This is a genomic window from Priestia megaterium (assembly GCF_046599315.1).
GTDB classification, from domain to species: domain Bacteria; phylum Bacillota; class Bacilli; order Bacillales; family Bacillaceae_H; genus Priestia; species Priestia megaterium_F.
In genome coordinates, this window is sequence record NZ_JBKIKC010000003.1 from 590,091 (window position 1) to 605,262 (window position 15,172).

The following is a 15,172-nucleotide window of genomic DNA, read 5'->3' on the forward strand; positions in this document are numbered from 1 at the left end:
ACTGCTGCAGGGAGATAATAACTGATAATTATCTTACTAAACTGCGCAGGAGGTTTATCTATGAACTGGACGAATATTGCCTTAATGGTCCAACTTTTTTTTGGTATCATTATTGGCTTATATTTTTGGAATTTATTACGTAATCAGCGTACGCAAAAAGTCTCAATTGACCGGGATTCAAAGAAAGAAATGGAGCAATTACAGAAGATGAGAGCCATCTCTTTAACTGAGCCGCTAGCCGAACGTGTAAGGCCGTCTAGCTTCTCCGATATTGTCGGACAAGAAGATGGAATTAGATCACTAAAGGCTGCTCTTTGTGGCCCTAATCCACAGCACGTTATTGTATATGGACCGCCTGGAGTAGGAAAAACAGCTGCAGCACGTTTAGTGTTAGAAGAAGCAAAGAAGAATAAAAAATCACCTTTTAAACAATCAGCTGTATTTGTAGAATTAGATGCAACCACGGCGCGTTTTGATGAGCGAGGCATTGCAGATCCTTTGATTGGGTCTGTTCATGATCCCATTTACCAAGGAGCAGGTGCTATGGGCCAAGCTGGAATTCCGCAGCCAAAACAAGGAGCGGTTACGGATGCACACGGGGGAATTTTATTTATTGATGAAATTGGAGAATTACATCCTATTCAGATGAATAAGCTGTTAAAAGTTCTAGAAGATCGAAAAGTATTTATGGAGAGTGCTTATTACAGCGAAGAAAACACACAAATCCCAACACATATTCACGATATTTTTCAAAACGGTTTGCCAGCAGACTTTCGTTTGATTGGTGCGACGACTAGAACACCTAGTGAAATTCCGCCTGCCATTCGTTCCAGATGCGTAGAGGTATTTTTCCGTGAGCTTGATCGTGATGAAATTATTACAGTTGCAAAAAAAGCAGCAAATAAAGTACGAATGGATATTTCAGAAGAAGGTTTGTCTCTGTTTTCTACATATGCACGCAACGGACGTGAAACGGTTAATATGATGCAAATTGCGGCTGGATTAGCCATATCAGAAGAACGAACGGACATTAAAAATGAAGATATCGAATGGATTGTGCATTCTAGTCAACTATCTCCAAGACATGATCCGAAAATTGCAGATGAGGAAAAAGTGGGGCTTATTAATGGATTAGCGGTTTACGGGCCTAATTCTGGAGCTCTTTTAGAAATTGAAGTCAAAGCGATTCCTGCAAAAGAGAAAGGAAACATTATTATTACGGGTATCGTGGAAGAGGAAAGTATAGGAAGCCAAGGGAAGTCTATTCGCCGTAAAAGTATGGCGAAAAGCTCAATTGAAAATGTCATAACCGTTCTTCGCTCAATGGATGTTCCAGCGGATGAGTATGATATTCATGTGAATTTTCCAGGAGGCGTGCCAATTGATGGCCCTTCCGCTGGTATTGCCATGGCAACAGGTATCTACTCAGCGATTTATGAAGTACCAATCAAACATACCGTGGCAATGACTGGAGAAATTGGTCTGCACGGCAATGTGAAACCAATTGGCGGAGTAATTCCAAAAATTAAGGCAGCAAAACAAGCAGGAGTTCAGACGGTGATTGTGCCAATGGAAAACATGAATGCAATGGTAGAAAAGATAAAGGGTATTGATATTATTCCTGTACATCATTTAATAGAAGTATTTGAACAAGCGCTATTATCTGTACATGAGCATGTTACACATCTGTCGGTAGATTCTGCTATTTCAAAGAGAGAATCTAGCTAATTCTACCATGATATTTAAAAATTAATGGCCAGATGAATATTCATCGCCTTTTTCGCGTATAAAATCTTTATACACAGCCAACGAAAAAGGCGCTTTTTTATGAAAAGAGCTTAAAAAGATATGCTTTGCCTTTTAATTCTTTCTCATGATACAATTAATAATTACTATTGTTAGACATGTGTATACAAATGAGATAAAATTGTTAAAAGAATTCACACTTTACATACTTTAATTGACGAGCATTGGAGGTGTTCATTGCATGGCAGAAAAAGAAAAATTGACAATGCCGCTACTGCCTTTACGAGGTTTAATCGTTTATCCGACAATGGTGCTTCATTTAGATGTTGGACGAGACAAATCTGTGCAAGCATTAGAAAAAGCAATGATGGATGATCACTTAGTTTGTTTAGTATCACAAAAAGATATGGGTATCGATGAACCAACGAAAGAGGATTTATATAGAACCGGCACTTTAGCAAAAATTAAACAAATGCTAAAGCTCCCGAATGGAACGATGCGCGTATTGGTTGAAGGACTAAATCGCGTAACCGTTACAGAATTTGAAGACAGTGAAGAATACTTTGTTGTTCACGTGGAAAAGCAAAACGAAGAACATCAGGTTGATGTAGAAGATAAAGCGCTGATGCGTACGCTCTTAGACTATTTCGAACAATACATAAAACTTTCCAAAAAGGTGTCCGTTGAAACTCTTTCAACCGTAAGCGATATTGAAGAACCAGGAAGATTAGCGGATATTGTAGCCTCTCATTTGCCAATAAAAATTCAGCTTAAACAAGAAATTTTAGAAATAACCGATGTGAAAGAAAGATTAAATACGATCATTTCTCATATCCAAGACGAGCAAGAAGTGTTGCAGCTGGAGAAAAAAATTGGACAGCGTGTAAAGAAATCAATGGAACGCACTCAGAAAGAGTATTATCTTCGTGAGCAAATGAAGGCGATTCAAAAAGAGCTTGGAGACAAAGAAGGAAAGACGGGAGAAGTAGCAACACTTCGTGAAAAAATTGAAGCAAGTGGGATGACTGACCATGTCAAACAAGTTGCGTTTAAAGAATTAGATCGCTATGAAAAAATTCCTGCTACCTCCGCTGAAAGCTCAGTCATTCGAAATTATATCGAATGGTTGATTGCCCTACCTTGGACAAATGAAACGGAAGATACGCTCAATATTCATAATGCTGAAAAGGTGCTGAATGATGAGCACTATGGCCTTGAAAAAGTGAAGGAACGCGTATTAGAATATTTAGCTGTACAGCAGTTGACAAAATCGCTTAAAGGTCCTATTTTATGCTTAGCAGGACCTCCTGGCGTAGGAAAAACATCCTTAGCTCGCTCAATTGCTACGTCTTTAGACCGTCATTTTGTACGAGTATCTCTAGGAGGCGTGAGAGATGAGTCGGAAATTCGCGGCCATCGTCGCACGTACGTGGGAGCTATGCCTGGCCGTATTATTCAAGGGATGAAAAAAGCAGGAACAATTAATCCGGTATTTTTACTTGATGAAATCGATAAAATGTCAAATGATTTCCGAGGAGACCCGTCTTCTGCTTTGTTAGAAGTATTGGACCCTGAACAAAACCATAATTTCAGTGATCACTATATAGAAGAAACGTATGATCTATCAAAAGTGATGTTCGTGGCTACGGCTAATAACTTAGCTACCATTCCGGGACCGCTTCGCGATCGAATGGAAATTATTCAAATTGCTGGTTATACAGAGCTGGAAAAGCTTGAAATCGCGAAGCGTCACCTATTGCTGCGCCAGTTAGAGAATCATGGATTGCAAAAGGGCAATTTGCAAATTCGCGACGATGCGCTAACGGCAATCATTCGTTTATATACGAGAGAAGCCGGCGTTCGTAACCTTGAACGCGAAATTGCTTCAATTTGCCGAAAGGCAGCTCGTATCGTAGTCTCTGGTGAGAAAAAACGCGTGGTAGTGACAGCAAAAACACTTGAAGAATTCCTTGGTAAGCCTAGGTTCCGCTACGGACAGGCTGAGACGGAAGATCAAGTCGGTGTTGCTACAGGTCTTGCCTACACAACTGTGGGGGGAGACACGCTAGCAATTGAAGTAAGCTTATCCCCTGGTAAAGGAAGACTAGTGCTAACCGGAAAGCTTGGAGACGTGATGAAAGAATCAGCTCAGGCAGCATTTAGCTACGTGCGTTCAAATGCAGAGAAACTAGGAATTGATGAAAAGTTTTATGAAAAACATGATATCCATATCCATGTTCCAGAAGGAGCTGTACCAAAGGATGGACCTTCTGCTGGGATTACCATTGCCACTGCTCTAGTATCAGCACTGACGGGTAAACCAGTGCGTAGAGAAGTTGGAATGACAGGAGAAATTACACTAAGAGGTCGCGTATTACCAATCGGTGGTTTAAAAGAAAAGTCGCTTAGTGCACATCGTGCCGGATTAACCAAAATATTAATCCCTCATGATAATGAACGTGATATTGAAGATATTCCCGACAGTGTACAAGAGGAATTAGACATCGTTCTTGTGTCACATGTGGACCAAGTATTGGAACATGCGCTAGTAGGAGAGGTAAAATGAAAGTAACTCAAGCTGATATTGTTATCAGTGCCGTACGCCCTGAACAATATCCTAAAGAAAACCTGCCAGAATTTGCGTTAGCAGGCCGTTCGAATGTAGGAAAATCATCTTTTATTAATAAGATGCTCAATCGCAAAAGCTTAGCGCGCACGTCGTCTAAGCCTGGAAAAACTCAAACGCTTAACTTCTTTTTAATTAATGAAATCCTTCACTTTGTAGACGTACCTGGCTACGGATTTGCAAAAGTATCTAAAAAAGAGCGTGAAGCATGGGGGAAAATGATTGAAACGTATTTAACAAATCGTGAGCAGCTTAAAGCTGTGTTAATGATCGTTGATTTGCGCCATGCACCTTCAAAGGATGACGTTATGATGTACGAGTTTTTGAAGCACTACGACATTCCCGTTATGGTCATTGCGACGAAAGCTGATAAAATTCCTAAAGGGAAATGGCAAAAGCATTTAAAAGTAGTAAGAGAAACGCTGGATTTAGATCCAAATGATGAATTAATTCATTTCTCATCTGAAACGGGTGAAGGAAAAGATAAAGCGTGGAAATCTTTGCAGTATCGTATGACTCACTAAACAAAGTAGTAATAGAAGCATAAAAAATGGAACGTTTATCACCACTTTAATAGGAAGTGAGTCAAACGTTCCATTTTTTTTTACTTGTTTACATAGATTACTTTCGTTTGAAAAATAATAAATATAGCCCAACTAGTAACAATAAAATAGGCCAGAAGGTTGTTAAATAATTTACGCCATCTTCAACTTTTGGCAAAAATAGTTTAAGACGGTCTGAAAACATCATTAAAATGGCAATAATTAAAAGGATGCCGCCTTGAAAAAAGCCTGATTTGGCTTTTCTAGCACTGAGTAAAAAGCTAATGGCCACCATAAAAACGACCATGCTAATATTTGTAGGCCAAAAGGGAATTTGTTCACTTACATAGAAATGAATACCTAAAGTGATTAATATGTAGCTTGCAAGCAAGTTTGAATGATCTTGAGATAAAGCAGACTCAGTGAACAGTGCTGCTCCTATTAAAACTAACAGTACAGGCCACGTGTATATTTTTGCTGCAATGCTCATATGTAGTTCATTCAGTAAAAAAAAGATTCCAAATCCAACTAGTAAGACACCAAAAAACATTGATTGCTTTTTCATAGTAACCTCCAGGTGTTTCAAAACAGAAAACGTGATAAAACGCTGCTTTTTTGATACAATTTATTACGGAATAACAGTTAATATCTTAACACATGTTTTCAAAGACTGTTCACATTTTTTTTTCGAATGACTTATAGAACATGTTATAATAGTTAGAGATAAGGCGAAGCTTACACCTGTGTGATGTTCGCCGATTTTTACTAATCGTAGAAGGAAAAACGCCGGATTTTACGGGCAGTTATCTCACTGTAGCTCTCTGGGAATTTAGGGGTTACTGCCCGTCAAATTCGGATAAATAAGCACATTTCAATTATAGGGGGTATGTACAAATGCATATTATAGCAGTCGGCTTAAACTTTCGAACAGCCCCTGTTGAAATAAGAGAAAAGCTTAGTTTTAATGAGCAAGAACTAGCGTCTGCCATGAAAACGTTAAGCGGCCAAAAAAGTATTTTGGAGAACATCATTGTTTCAACATGCAATCGTACGGAAATTTATGCTGTTGTTGATCAATTACACACGGGCCGTTATTATGTAAAAGCATTTTTAGCTGAATGGTTCGGAATAGATAAAGAAGAGTTTTCGCCTTATTTAACCATCTATGAAAATGATGGAGCCATCGAACATTTATACCGAGTAGCATGCGGATTGGATTCAATGGTGATCGGTGAAACACAAATTCTTGGACAAGTGCGTTCAAGCTTTTTGCTTGCTCAAGAAGAAGAAACAATTGGAACGGTTTTTAATCAGCTGTTTAAACAAGCTGTGACATTAGCTAAAAAAGCTCATCATGAAACAGAAATTGGTGCGAATGCAGTTTCTGTCAGCTATGCAGCTGTAGAGCTTGCTAAAAAGATTTTTGGAGACTTATCATCCAAACACGTATTGATTCTTGGTGCTGGAAAAATGGGTCAGCTTGCCGTGCAAAATTTATATGGCAGCGGAGCTAAAAAAGTAACCGTAGTGAATCGAACATTTGAAAAGGCACAGGAGTTAGCAAACCGTTTTTCTGGAGAAGCCAAACCATTTGCTGATCTTCAACAGGCTTTAAGCGAAGCTGATATCTTAATTAGTTCAACAGGAGCTAATGACTATGTAGTAACGAAAGAAATGATGAGTGAAGCTGAGCGTACGCGTAAAGGTCGCCCATTGTTTATGGTGGACATCGCCGTTCCGCGTGATTTAGACCCAGAATTAGACGAGCTAGAGACAGTCTTTTTATACGATATCGATGATTTAAACGGGATTGTAGAATCCAACTTGCAAGAGCGTCAAAAAGCTGCGGATGAAATTGAAATTATGCTTGAAGCTGAAATTGTTACTTTTAAGTCTTGGCTTGGTACATTAGGCGTTGTGCCTGTTATTTCTGCACTTCGTCAAAAAGCACTTACCATTCAAGCTGAAACGATGAAAAGCATTGATCGCAAGCTTCCGAATTTATCTGAGCGTGAGCGCAAAGTTTTAAATAAACATACAAAAAGTATAATTAATCAACTTCTTCGCGATCCAATTTTACACGCGAAAGAATTGGCTGGAGAGAAACATGCTGAAGAGTCTTTAGAGCTGTTCATGAAGATTTTTAACATTGAACAAGAAGTTGCTTTGCAAAAAGAAAAAGAAGAGCAGCTTCATACAGCGATTACGTCTCATTCAGTAGCTTATCAGTCTTAAGTGAGGATTGAATAATGGTTGATATGGAATTAACCAGAATCTATGAATTGATTGTGATTTTATACGCGGCTAGCGTTTTATTATATTTTATTGATTTTGTACAAAATAACCGGAAGGCCAACTCAATAGCCTTCTGGTTACTTTCTATTGTGTGGATTTTGCAAACAGCCTTTTTAATTTTACGAATGTTTGAGACAGGAAGGTTTCCTATTCTTACCGTTTCCGAAGGGCTGTATTTTTACGCGTGGGTGTTAATTACTCTTTCACTTGTGATTAATCGCCTATTCCGCGTGGATTTTATGGTGTTTTTTACAAATGTGATTGGGTTTTTAATTATGGCTATTCATACGTTTGCTCCACTTGAAACATACACTGCTGTCCAATCGGAGCGTCTTGTGTCAGAATTATTAATCATTCATATTACCATGGCTATTTTATCTTACGGGGCTTTTTCAGTCTCTTTTGTATTTTCCGCTCTATATCTTGTTCAATATAATTTATTGAAAAAGAAGAAATGGGGCAAGCGCTTGCTAAGAATTGAAGATTTAACAAAGCTAGATTACATGTCCTATGTATTAATTTTAATTGGTGTACCTCTGTTATTGCTTTCGTTAATTTTAGGAATCATATGGGCTTATATTAGATATGTAGATTTTCATTGGTACGATACAAAAGTGTTAGGTTCGTTTTTAATGTTTGTTGCATACAGCGCGTATTTGTATGCTAGACTGCGTAGAGGTATTCAAGGAAAGGCAATCGCGATGTGGAATATCGGGTTGTTCTTAGTTTTACTTATTAACTTCTTTTTATTTGGCAGTTTATCGAATTTTCACTTTTGGGGTTCGTAATTAGGAGGACAACATGCGAAAAATTATTGTCGGCTCTCGTCGAAGCAAACTTGCGTTAACACAAACCAAGTGGGTCATTGAACAGTTAAAAAAACAAGGTCTTCCTTTTGAATTTGAAATTAAAGAAATGGTTACAAAAGGTGATCAAATTTTAAATGTAACGCTGTCTAAAGTAGGCGGTAAAGGTCTATTTGTAAAAGAAATTGAACAAGCGATGTTAGATGAAGAAATTGATATGGCCGTTCATAGTATGAAAGATATGCCGGCTGTTTTACCAGAAGGATTAACGATTGGGTGTATTCCTTTACGAGAAGATCATCGTGATGCGCTTATTTCAAAAAATGGTGAGCGATTTGAGGAGCTACCAAGCGGCGCTGTGATTGGGACAAGTAGCTTGCGCCGAGGCGCACAGCTTCTATCTATGCGTTCGGATATTGAAATTAAATGGATTCGAGGAAATATCGACACGCGTTTAGAGAAATTAAAAAATGAAGATTACGATGCGATTATCTTGGCAGCTGCAGGGTTATCTCGTATGGGCTGGTCGAAAGACACGGTTACTCAGTACTTAGAGCCGGAAATAAGCGTTCCTGCTGTAGGACAAGGGGCTTTAGCTATTGAGTGCCGAGAAAATGACCATGAATTATTATCGCTTCTTCAAACTCTAAATCATGATGAAACGGCTCTTGCTGTTAGAGCTGAACGCGTATTTTTAAAAGAGATGGAAGGCGGGTGCCAAGTGCCGATTGCGGGATATGGACGTATATTGGACGGTGGAAACATTGAGCTAACATCGCTAGTCGCTTCTCCTGATGGCAAAACGATTTACAAAGAGCAAATTACGGGAAAAGATCCCATTGCTATCGGTTCAGAAGCAGCTGAGCGCTTAACCTCTCAAGGAGCTAAGCTTTTAATTGATCGTGTAAAAGAGGAGCTGGACAAGTAATGAGTCATGAGGCTCCTCTTTTTTTGAAAAAAGTTTTGATTACAAGAGAAGCGAAGCAGGCTCATTCATTTGCAGTACAGATTAAAAAGCTCGGAGGTATACCTTTAAGCTTACCAGTCCTCACGTTCGCACGTTCTAGCAATGAACAAGAAGTGGAAGACGTCCTGCTGTCGATTGATTCGTTTGATTGGGTTGTTTTTACAAGTCAAAACGGCATTTCTTTTTTCGTCGAATGGCTAAAAGAGTTAAATATTAGTTTAAGTGCTTTAAAACGATTAAAAGTGGCTGCGGTTGGAGAAAAAACCGCAAAAATGCTAGAAAAATACGATGTTAATGTGCAGCTTGTTCCGAAAGAATACGTTGCAGAATCACTTCTTGAGTCGTTAAAAGCAAATGTTTCAAATCACGAGCGAGTTCTCCTTGTACGGGGACAATTAGCTCGCTCTGTTTTAAAAGATGGGTTAAAAGAGTATGATATAACTGATTTAATCGTATATCGGACCATTCGAAATCAAGATTCTGAACGGTTGGTTAAGCAACATTTAGAAACAGGAATTGATGCCATTACTTTTACCAGTTCTTCTACGGTAAGATTTTTTGTGGAGTCCGTTAAAGGCCTTCCAAATTGGCTTGAACTTATAAATAAAACCAAAGTTGTTTGTATTGGTCCTATTACAAGTCAAACAGCGAACGAATATGGGATTAAGCATCTTGTTCCTAACACGTACACAATAAATGGTATGATAGATATGTTGGTTAGTTGTTTTGAATAATAAAGGAGGATTTTAACATGAAAGATTTACAATTTACACGTCATCGTCGTCTTCGTAATTCTGTAAATATGCGTGCGCTTGTACGTGAAACACATTTACATCCTGAAGACTTTATATATCCTATTTTTATTGTAGAAGGTGAACAAAAAAGAAATGCTGTAAAATCAATGCCGGGTGTGGATCAAATTTCTTTAGACTACTTGAATGATGAAATCCAAGAGTTAGTCGATTTAGGAATCAAATCAGCTATGGTATTTGGTGTTCCCGCTGAAAAAGATGCGGTTGGCTCACAGGCGTACCATGACCATGGAATTGTCCAAAAGGGTATTCGTCAAATTAAAGAAAATTTTCCAGACTTTGTTGTTATTGCAGATACGTGTTTGTGTCAATACACAGATCATGGCCACTGTGGTGTGATTGAAGACGGAAAAATTTTAAACGATCCTAGCCTTGACTTATTAGCTCGTACAGCGGTTAGTCAAGCTAAAGCAGGAGCGGATATTATTGCGCCTTCAAACATGATGGACGGTTTTGTGGCAGCTATTCGCCACGGTCTAGACGAAGCCGGATTTGAAGATGTGCCTGTGATGTCTTATGCTGTTAAATATGCATCTGCTTTTTACGGACCATTCCGCGATGCAGCGCATTCTTCTCCTCAATTTGGAGACCGTAAAACATATCAAATGGACCCAGCCAATCGCTTAGAAGCACTTCGAGAAGCAGAATCTGATGTAGAAGAAGGAGCAGATTTCTTAATTGTAAAACCAGCTCTATCTTATTTAGATATTATGCGCGATGTGAAAAACACGTTTAATTTACCGGTAGTGGCTTATAATGTGAGCGGTGAATATTCGATGATTAAAGCGGCAGCTCAAAACGGCTGGGTAAATGAAAAAGAGATTGTTCTTGAAAAATTAATTAGTATGAAGCGTGCAGGAGCGGATTTAATTGTAACGTATCATGCTAAAGACGCAGCACGCTGGTTATCAGATAAGTAATTAAGGAGGCTCACACATGAGAAGTTATGAAAAGTCAAAAGCAGCTTTTTTGGAAGCACAGCAATTAATGCCGGGTGGAGTAAACAGTCCTGTTCGTGCATTTAAATCAGTAGATATGGATCCTATCTTTATGGAACGAGGAAAAGGCGCTACGATTTATGATATTGACGGCAATAAATATATTGACTACGTCTTATCATGGGGACCTTTAATTCACGGACATTCCAATGATCAAGTAGTGGAAGCAGTAAAAAAAGTAACGGAATCCGGTACAAGCTTTGGTGCACCAACGTTAATTGAAAATGAGCTTGCTAAGGTTGTGATTGAGCGCGTGCCTTCAATTGAAATCGTTCGTATGGTGAGTTCAGGTACGGAAGCAACGATGAGCGCCCTGCGTCTAGCACGTGGTTATACGGGCCGAAACAAAATTTTAAAATTTGAAGGCTGCTATCATGGACACGGTGACTCTCTTCTCATTAAAGCTGGCTCAGGCGTAGCAACGCTGGGCTTACCTGACAGTCCGGGAGTGCCTGAAGGAATCGCTAAAAACACGATTGCAGTGCCGTACAACGATTTAGAAAGCGTACAATATGCTTTTAAAGAATTCGGAGATGACATTGCGGGAGTAATCGTTGAACCGGTAGCAGGAAATATGGGCGTGGTACCGCCTCAGCCAGGTTTCTTACAAGGACTTCGTGATATCACAACAGAATATGGCTCACTCCTTATTTTTGATGAAGTAATGACAGGGTTCCGCGTAGCTTACAATTGTGCACAAGGCTATTACAACATTACACCTGACTTAACTTGCTTAGGAAAAGTAATTGGTGGTGGTTTACCGGTAGGTGCTTACGGTGGTAAAGCTGAAATTATGGATCGAGTTGCACCAAGCGGTCCAATTTATCAAGCAGGTACATTATCAGGTAATCCGCTTGCGATGACAGCTGGATACGAGACGTTAACGCAGCTGACGCCTCAATCTTATGACGAGTTCATTCGTAAAGCAGATCGATTAGAAGAAGGATTGATGGCAGCAGCTGAAAAATATGATGTGCCGCTTACGGTAAACCGAGCTGGTTCAATGATCGGCTTCTTCTTTACAAATGAACAAGTAATAAATTACGAAACAGCGAAAACATCCAACTTAGATTATTTTGCCGCTTACTATCGTGAAATGGCTAATGAAGGCGTGTTTTTACCTCCTTCTCAATTTGAAGGAATGTTTTTGTCAACTTCTCATACAGATGCAGACATTGAACATACAATTGCTGCAGCTGAAAAAGCTTTTTCAAAATTGCGGGGATAAACAGCTAAATAAGATTAACTTTTATAAAAAAGCTTACGGAGGATTCCGTAAGCTTTTTTAGTTTTAAAGACATATTTTAATTTATTTGTTCATACATCTTTAATGACCACGCTATTACCTGGCGGGTGTTGGAAGGGGGAGAACAATTTGTCGCAGGATAATTTATCATGTCTGCGTTTTTCCGTAGAAGAATCAGTATGGTTTCAAAAAGGACAGGAAGTCTCACAACTTTTGTCTATCTCCTTAGAGCCGCAAGTATCTATTCAAGAATATGACCAATATGTGTCTATTCGAGGAGCATTACAATTAACAGGTGAATACGAAACGTACGAGGGAGAGCACTCGTTACGCGAATATACAAATGAGAATCAAGTGCAATCTATCTCTGTCCGCGAAGACGGAACTGCCGAATTATCACATCAATTTCCTGTTGATATTACCATTCCTAAAAATCGTATTCAAAGTATTGAAGATGTATATGTATCTATCGATTTATTTGATTATGAATTGCCTGATACAAATCAGCTGCAGCTAATGGCTGACTTGTCCATCACAGGATTGTACGGAGAACAGCATGAGGAACGAGAAGAAGAGGAAGAGTTTGCGGAAGAACAGCATATTGTATCCTATGAAGAAGTAGACGATACTGAGGAAGTATATACTGAAAAATTTGCTCAAGAAGAACGAGAAGAAGAACGAGAAGAAGAACGAGAAGAAGAGGAAGAGGAGTTTGACTTAAGCTATCGTGAAGCTCCCGCACTTCTAGAGGCAGAGGCTATTGAAGAAAATCATTCAGAGGAGCCGCCTAATTATTTTTCATCTGTATTTAAGAAAGAAGCTCGTGCTGAGCCGGTTGTTGAATATGAAGATGAAGTATATGAACCATTTGAAGTGGAAGTGAAAAAAGAAGCGCAAATAGAGGAAGAAAGAGAAGATAACGTAATTGAGCTGTTTCAGCTTCGTCAAGAGCAAGAAAGCTTAGAAGAATCGCAAGCTAGTGAATTGAGTACGTATGATGAAGTTCAAGAAGAAGAAGCTGAGCAAGAAGAGGAAAAAATTATTGTTGAATTTCGTAAAGAAGAAAATGAAAGCGGCCGGAATGAAAACGCCCTTTATTTAACAAAACTCTTTTCTAGGGAAGAAGAAGCTTTTTCAACGTGGAAGCTTTGCATTGTTCAAGACGGAGACTCGCTTGATAAGATAGCCGACCGCTACAATACGAATGTACAAAATATTTTACGAGTGAATAATTTAGAAGATGAATATGAGTTGGAAGAAGGGAGTATCTTAAATATTCCCGTTCGTTAAAATCGGAAAGAAGACAGTTTTGACGCATATAATGTCTTAACTGTTTTCTTTATTTTTTATGAGAAAGGAGAATATAGATGCAGCGGACAGTAGCAGACTACAGACTATTGTTAAAAGAATATGACTTAGATGTGGACTTTATCGAAGACTACGGAAAAGTAAAAAAAGTCTATACGAAAACCGGCGTATTTGCGCTTAAAGAAATGCCGAATCATCAAGAGCGAAATCAGAACTTCATTCAAAAGCTGCAGAACGTGTATCAAAAAGGATGGATGGGCTTTGTCCCTATTTATCAAACGAAACGTTCTCAGCCCATTGTTTCGGATGAAAGCGGTTCGTATTACTTAATGCCATGGCTCCCAAATAACCCAACCGAAGAGCGTGATATTCGATATCATAAATTGTTTCAAGAGCTTGCTAAGCTTCACGGAGCTTCGGCGCAGGAAGTAGAAGTAAAAAAAGAAGATATAGAAAATCATTACACATCGATGAAAGAAACGTGGGAAAAACGTCAGGAAGAGCTGAAGCAATACGTAGTAGAATGCGAGAAGAAAGTCTATATGTCCCCGTTTGAATTGCATTACTGTACATTTTATTATGAGATGACTAGAGCGCTTGAATTTGGATTCGGAAAGCTCGATCAGTGGAACGATGAAATGGAGGAAAAAGAAAAGATCCGGTTGGTTACTTCTCATGGAAAGCTATCGGCTAAACATTTTATCTATGACGAACGAGGCAACGGTTTTTTTATTAATTTTGAACATGCAAAAGATGCTTCACCTATTTATGATTTGGTCTCATTTTATTTCCGTACTCTTCGCACATACCCAGTAACTACCTATGACAGCTATGAGTGGTTTAGCACGTATGAAAAACATTTTGCTCTCAGAGAAGAGGAAAGGCTGCTTTTGCACAGCTATTTAGCGTTTCCAGAACCTTTGTATCAGTGTATCGTTCAATATAGGCATCATAAAGAGAGCAAAACGGAGCTTGAACATATGCAGTCATTTATTCGAGCATACTGGCTGACGAAAAATATTGAACAGCTGAATATTAAAATATTTGAAGTAGATCAGCAAAAAAAAATGGCAGCGGAAGCAGCTGCACAAGCCCAAGCGAACGAATAGCGCTTGGGTTTTTAAATCCAGTCGGAATATAAAGCAACCGCTAGGATAGCAAGAAGTGCCAACAACAGTACATCAAAGGTTGTAGGGAAAAATAGTGTACGTATACCTTGAAAAATTGTTAAAGGAACAATAAACTGTCCACAAGCCGCTCCTACTGTTTTGAGCCACCGCTGCAGCTGATACGAATTTACATTTATTCGTCTCTTCATTTGTACATGCCCCTTTCAATCCACATTCCCAGGTTAAAGTAAGTATATGAAAAAAGAAAAAAATGGTGCCATTTTTTTGAGCGGACTCTTCATTTTATTTCCAAATTTAGCGAGTGGATGAAAAAATAAAAAGCAGAACAAAAAAATTATGAATATAATCGTAAAAAAGTGGAGAAGATTATTGACGATTCAACATTTTTTCATATAGTATAATTAAGAGAAATTCATACATAAATACAGTGAATAGGAAGAGTACGGGATGTTCGTCTTTCAGAGAGAGAAATCAGTTGCTGTGAGATTTCTTAAGAATGTGCACTCGGAATGTCGCCTATGAGTAGCTTTTTTGAACAGCTGCATTGCTCAGTAGAAAAAGCCGGTTAATCAACCGTTATGAAATGAAGTGTATAGACTTATCAAACGGGATACGTCTATAAAAAAAGGTGGTACCGCGAAATCAACTCCTTTCGTCCTTTTATTAGGAAAGGAGTTTTTTTATGTTTATAAAAGA

General features: G+C 38.8%; 13 protein-coding genes and 1 other annotated feature. Of the genes, 11 read left to right on the forward strand and 2 right to left on the reverse strand.

Translation table 11 applies throughout. The features are described 5' to 3' along the window. The first annotated feature begins 60 nt into the window (after positions 1-60). The 3 genes from lonB to yihA all read left to right on the forward strand — a co-directional run bounded on the left by lonB (position 61) and on the right by yihA (position 4,896). A complete protein-coding gene (gene lonB / locus ACLHDF_RS14090) occupies positions 61-1,728 on the forward strand; it encodes an ATP-dependent protease LonB (RefSeq protein ID WP_413919367.1) in 1,668 nt (555 codons plus the stop codon). A gap of 259 nt (positions 1,729-1,987) precedes the next feature. Next, the gene (gene lon, locus ACLHDF_RS14095) at positions 1,988-4,312 is read left to right on the forward strand and encodes an endopeptidase La (RefSeq protein WP_413919368.1); all 2,325 of its coding nucleotides are present in this window, start codon (positions 1,988-1,990) and stop codon (positions 4,310-4,312) included. Beyond that, positions 4,309-4,896, forward strand: coding sequence for a ribosome biogenesis GTP-binding protein YihA/YsxC (gene yihA / locus ACLHDF_RS14100; RefSeq protein ID WP_413919369.1), 588 nt, complete (start codon positions 4,309-4,311; stop codon positions 4,894-4,896). Before lon ends, yihA begins: the two co-directional genes overlap by 4 nt. A gap of 97 nt (positions 4,897-4,993) precedes the next feature. Here the strand turns inward: yihA and ACLHDF_RS14105 are convergent, their stop codons facing one another. After that, the gene (locus tag ACLHDF_RS14105; protein WP_413919370.1) at positions 4,994-5,479 is read right to left on the reverse strand and encodes a LiaF transmembrane domain-containing protein; all 486 of its coding nucleotides are present in this window, start codon (positions 5,477-5,479) and stop codon (positions 4,994-4,996) included. 329 nt (positions 5,480-5,808) lie between these two features. On the opposite strand from ACLHDF_RS14105, the gene hemA reads away from it, so the two are divergent. From hemA to ysxE, 8 genes are all read left to right on the forward strand, one after another. After that, positions 5,809-7,149, forward strand: a complete 1,341-nt coding sequence (hemA, locus tag ACLHDF_RS14110; protein ID WP_413919371.1) for a glutamyl-tRNA reductase — start codon at positions 5,809-5,811, stop codon at positions 7,147-7,149. A gap of 14 nt (positions 7,150-7,163) precedes the next feature. Further along, a complete protein-coding gene (locus tag ACLHDF_RS14115; RefSeq protein ID WP_413919372.1) occupies positions 7,164-7,997 on the forward strand; it encodes an inner membrane protein YpjD in 834 nt (277 codons plus the stop codon). Positions 7,998-8,010: 13 nt separating this feature from the next. After that, complete coding sequence (gene hemC / locus ACLHDF_RS14120; RefSeq protein ID WP_413919373.1) at positions 8,011-8,943, forward strand: hydroxymethylbilane synthase; 933 nt, start codon at positions 8,011-8,013, stop codon at positions 8,941-8,943. Beyond that, positions 8,943-9,716 (forward strand): uroporphyrinogen-III synthase, encoded by a 774-nt coding sequence (locus ACLHDF_RS14125; RefSeq protein WP_413919374.1) that lies wholly within the window; start codon positions 8,943-8,945, stop codon positions 9,714-9,716. Before hemC ends, ACLHDF_RS14125 begins: the two co-directional genes overlap by 1 nt. 17 nt (positions 9,717-9,733) lie before the next feature. Then, positions 9,734-10,714 (forward strand): porphobilinogen synthase, encoded by a 981-nt coding sequence (gene hemB, locus ACLHDF_RS14130; protein ID WP_014458109.1) that lies wholly within the window; start codon positions 9,734-9,736, stop codon positions 10,712-10,714. Between the two features lie 16 nt (positions 10,715-10,730). Next, on the forward strand, positions 10,731-12,020 hold the full coding sequence (gene hemL / locus ACLHDF_RS14135; RefSeq protein WP_413919375.1) for a glutamate-1-semialdehyde 2,1-aminomutase: 1,290 nt from the start codon (positions 10,731-10,733) through the stop codon (positions 12,018-12,020). 147 nt (positions 12,021-12,167) lie between these two features. Then, complete coding sequence (gene spoVID, locus ACLHDF_RS14140) at positions 12,168-13,328, forward strand: stage VI sporulation protein D (RefSeq protein ID WP_413919376.1); 1,161 nt, start codon at positions 12,168-12,170, stop codon at positions 13,326-13,328. A gap of 77 nt (positions 13,329-13,405) precedes the next feature. Continuing rightward, positions 13,406-14,455 carry a spore coat protein YsxE gene (gene ysxE, locus ACLHDF_RS14145; protein ID WP_413919377.1) on the forward strand — a complete coding sequence of 350 codons (1,050 nt, stop codon included), beginning with the start codon at positions 13,406-13,408 and terminating at the stop codon, positions 14,453-14,455. Positions 14,456-14,466: 11 nt separating this feature from the next. Here ysxE and ACLHDF_RS14150 read toward each other — a convergent pair whose 3' ends face one another. Then, positions 14,467-14,664 (reverse strand): hypothetical protein, encoded by a 198-nt coding sequence (locus ACLHDF_RS14150; RefSeq protein ID WP_413919378.1) that lies wholly within the window; start codon positions 14,662-14,664, stop codon positions 14,467-14,469. A 230-nt stretch (positions 14,665-14,894) separates the two neighbouring features. Continuing rightward, positions 14,895-15,139, forward strand: a binding site (T-box leader). Positions 15,140-15,172 lie beyond the last annotated feature (33 nt).

Bases quoted from the DNA above. Each gene is read 5' to 3' on its own strand.
- lonB (WP_413919367.1), top strand. From the start codon at position 61: ATGAACTGGACGAATATTGCCTTAATGGTCCAACTTTTTTTTGGTATC.
- lon (WP_413919368.1), top strand. From the start codon at position 1,988: ATGGCAGAAAAAGAAAAATTGACAATGCCGCTACTGCCTTTACGAGGT.
- yihA (WP_413919369.1), top strand. From the start codon at position 4,309: ATGAAAGTAACTCAAGCTGATATTGTTATCAGTGCCGTACGCCCTGAA.
- ACLHDF_RS14105 (WP_413919370.1), bottom strand. From the start codon at position 5,479: ATGAAAAAGCAATCAATGTTTTTTGGTGTCTTACTAGTTGGATTTGGA.
- hemA (WP_413919371.1), top strand. From the start codon at position 5,809: ATGCATATTATAGCAGTCGGCTTAAACTTTCGAACAGCCCCTGTTGAA.
- ACLHDF_RS14115 (WP_413919372.1), top strand. From the start codon at position 7,164: ATGGTTGATATGGAATTAACCAGAATCTATGAATTGATTGTGATTTTA.
- hemC (WP_413919373.1), top strand. From the start codon at position 8,011: ATGCGAAAAATTATTGTCGGCTCTCGTCGAAGCAAACTTGCGTTAACA.
- ACLHDF_RS14125 (WP_413919374.1), top strand. From the start codon at position 8,943: ATGAGTCATGAGGCTCCTCTTTTTTTGAAAAAAGTTTTGATTACAAGA.
- hemB (WP_014458109.1), top strand. From the start codon at position 9,734: ATGAAAGATTTACAATTTACACGTCATCGTCGTCTTCGTAATTCTGTA.
- hemL (WP_413919375.1), top strand. From the start codon at position 10,731: ATGAGAAGTTATGAAAAGTCAAAAGCAGCTTTTTTGGAAGCACAGCAA.
- ysxE (WP_413919377.1), top strand. From the start codon at position 13,406: ATGCAGCGGACAGTAGCAGACTACAGACTATTGTTAAAAGAATATGAC.
- ACLHDF_RS14150 (WP_413919378.1), bottom strand. From the start codon at position 14,664: ATGAAGAGACGAATAAATGTAAATTCGTATCAGCTGCAGCGGTGGCTC.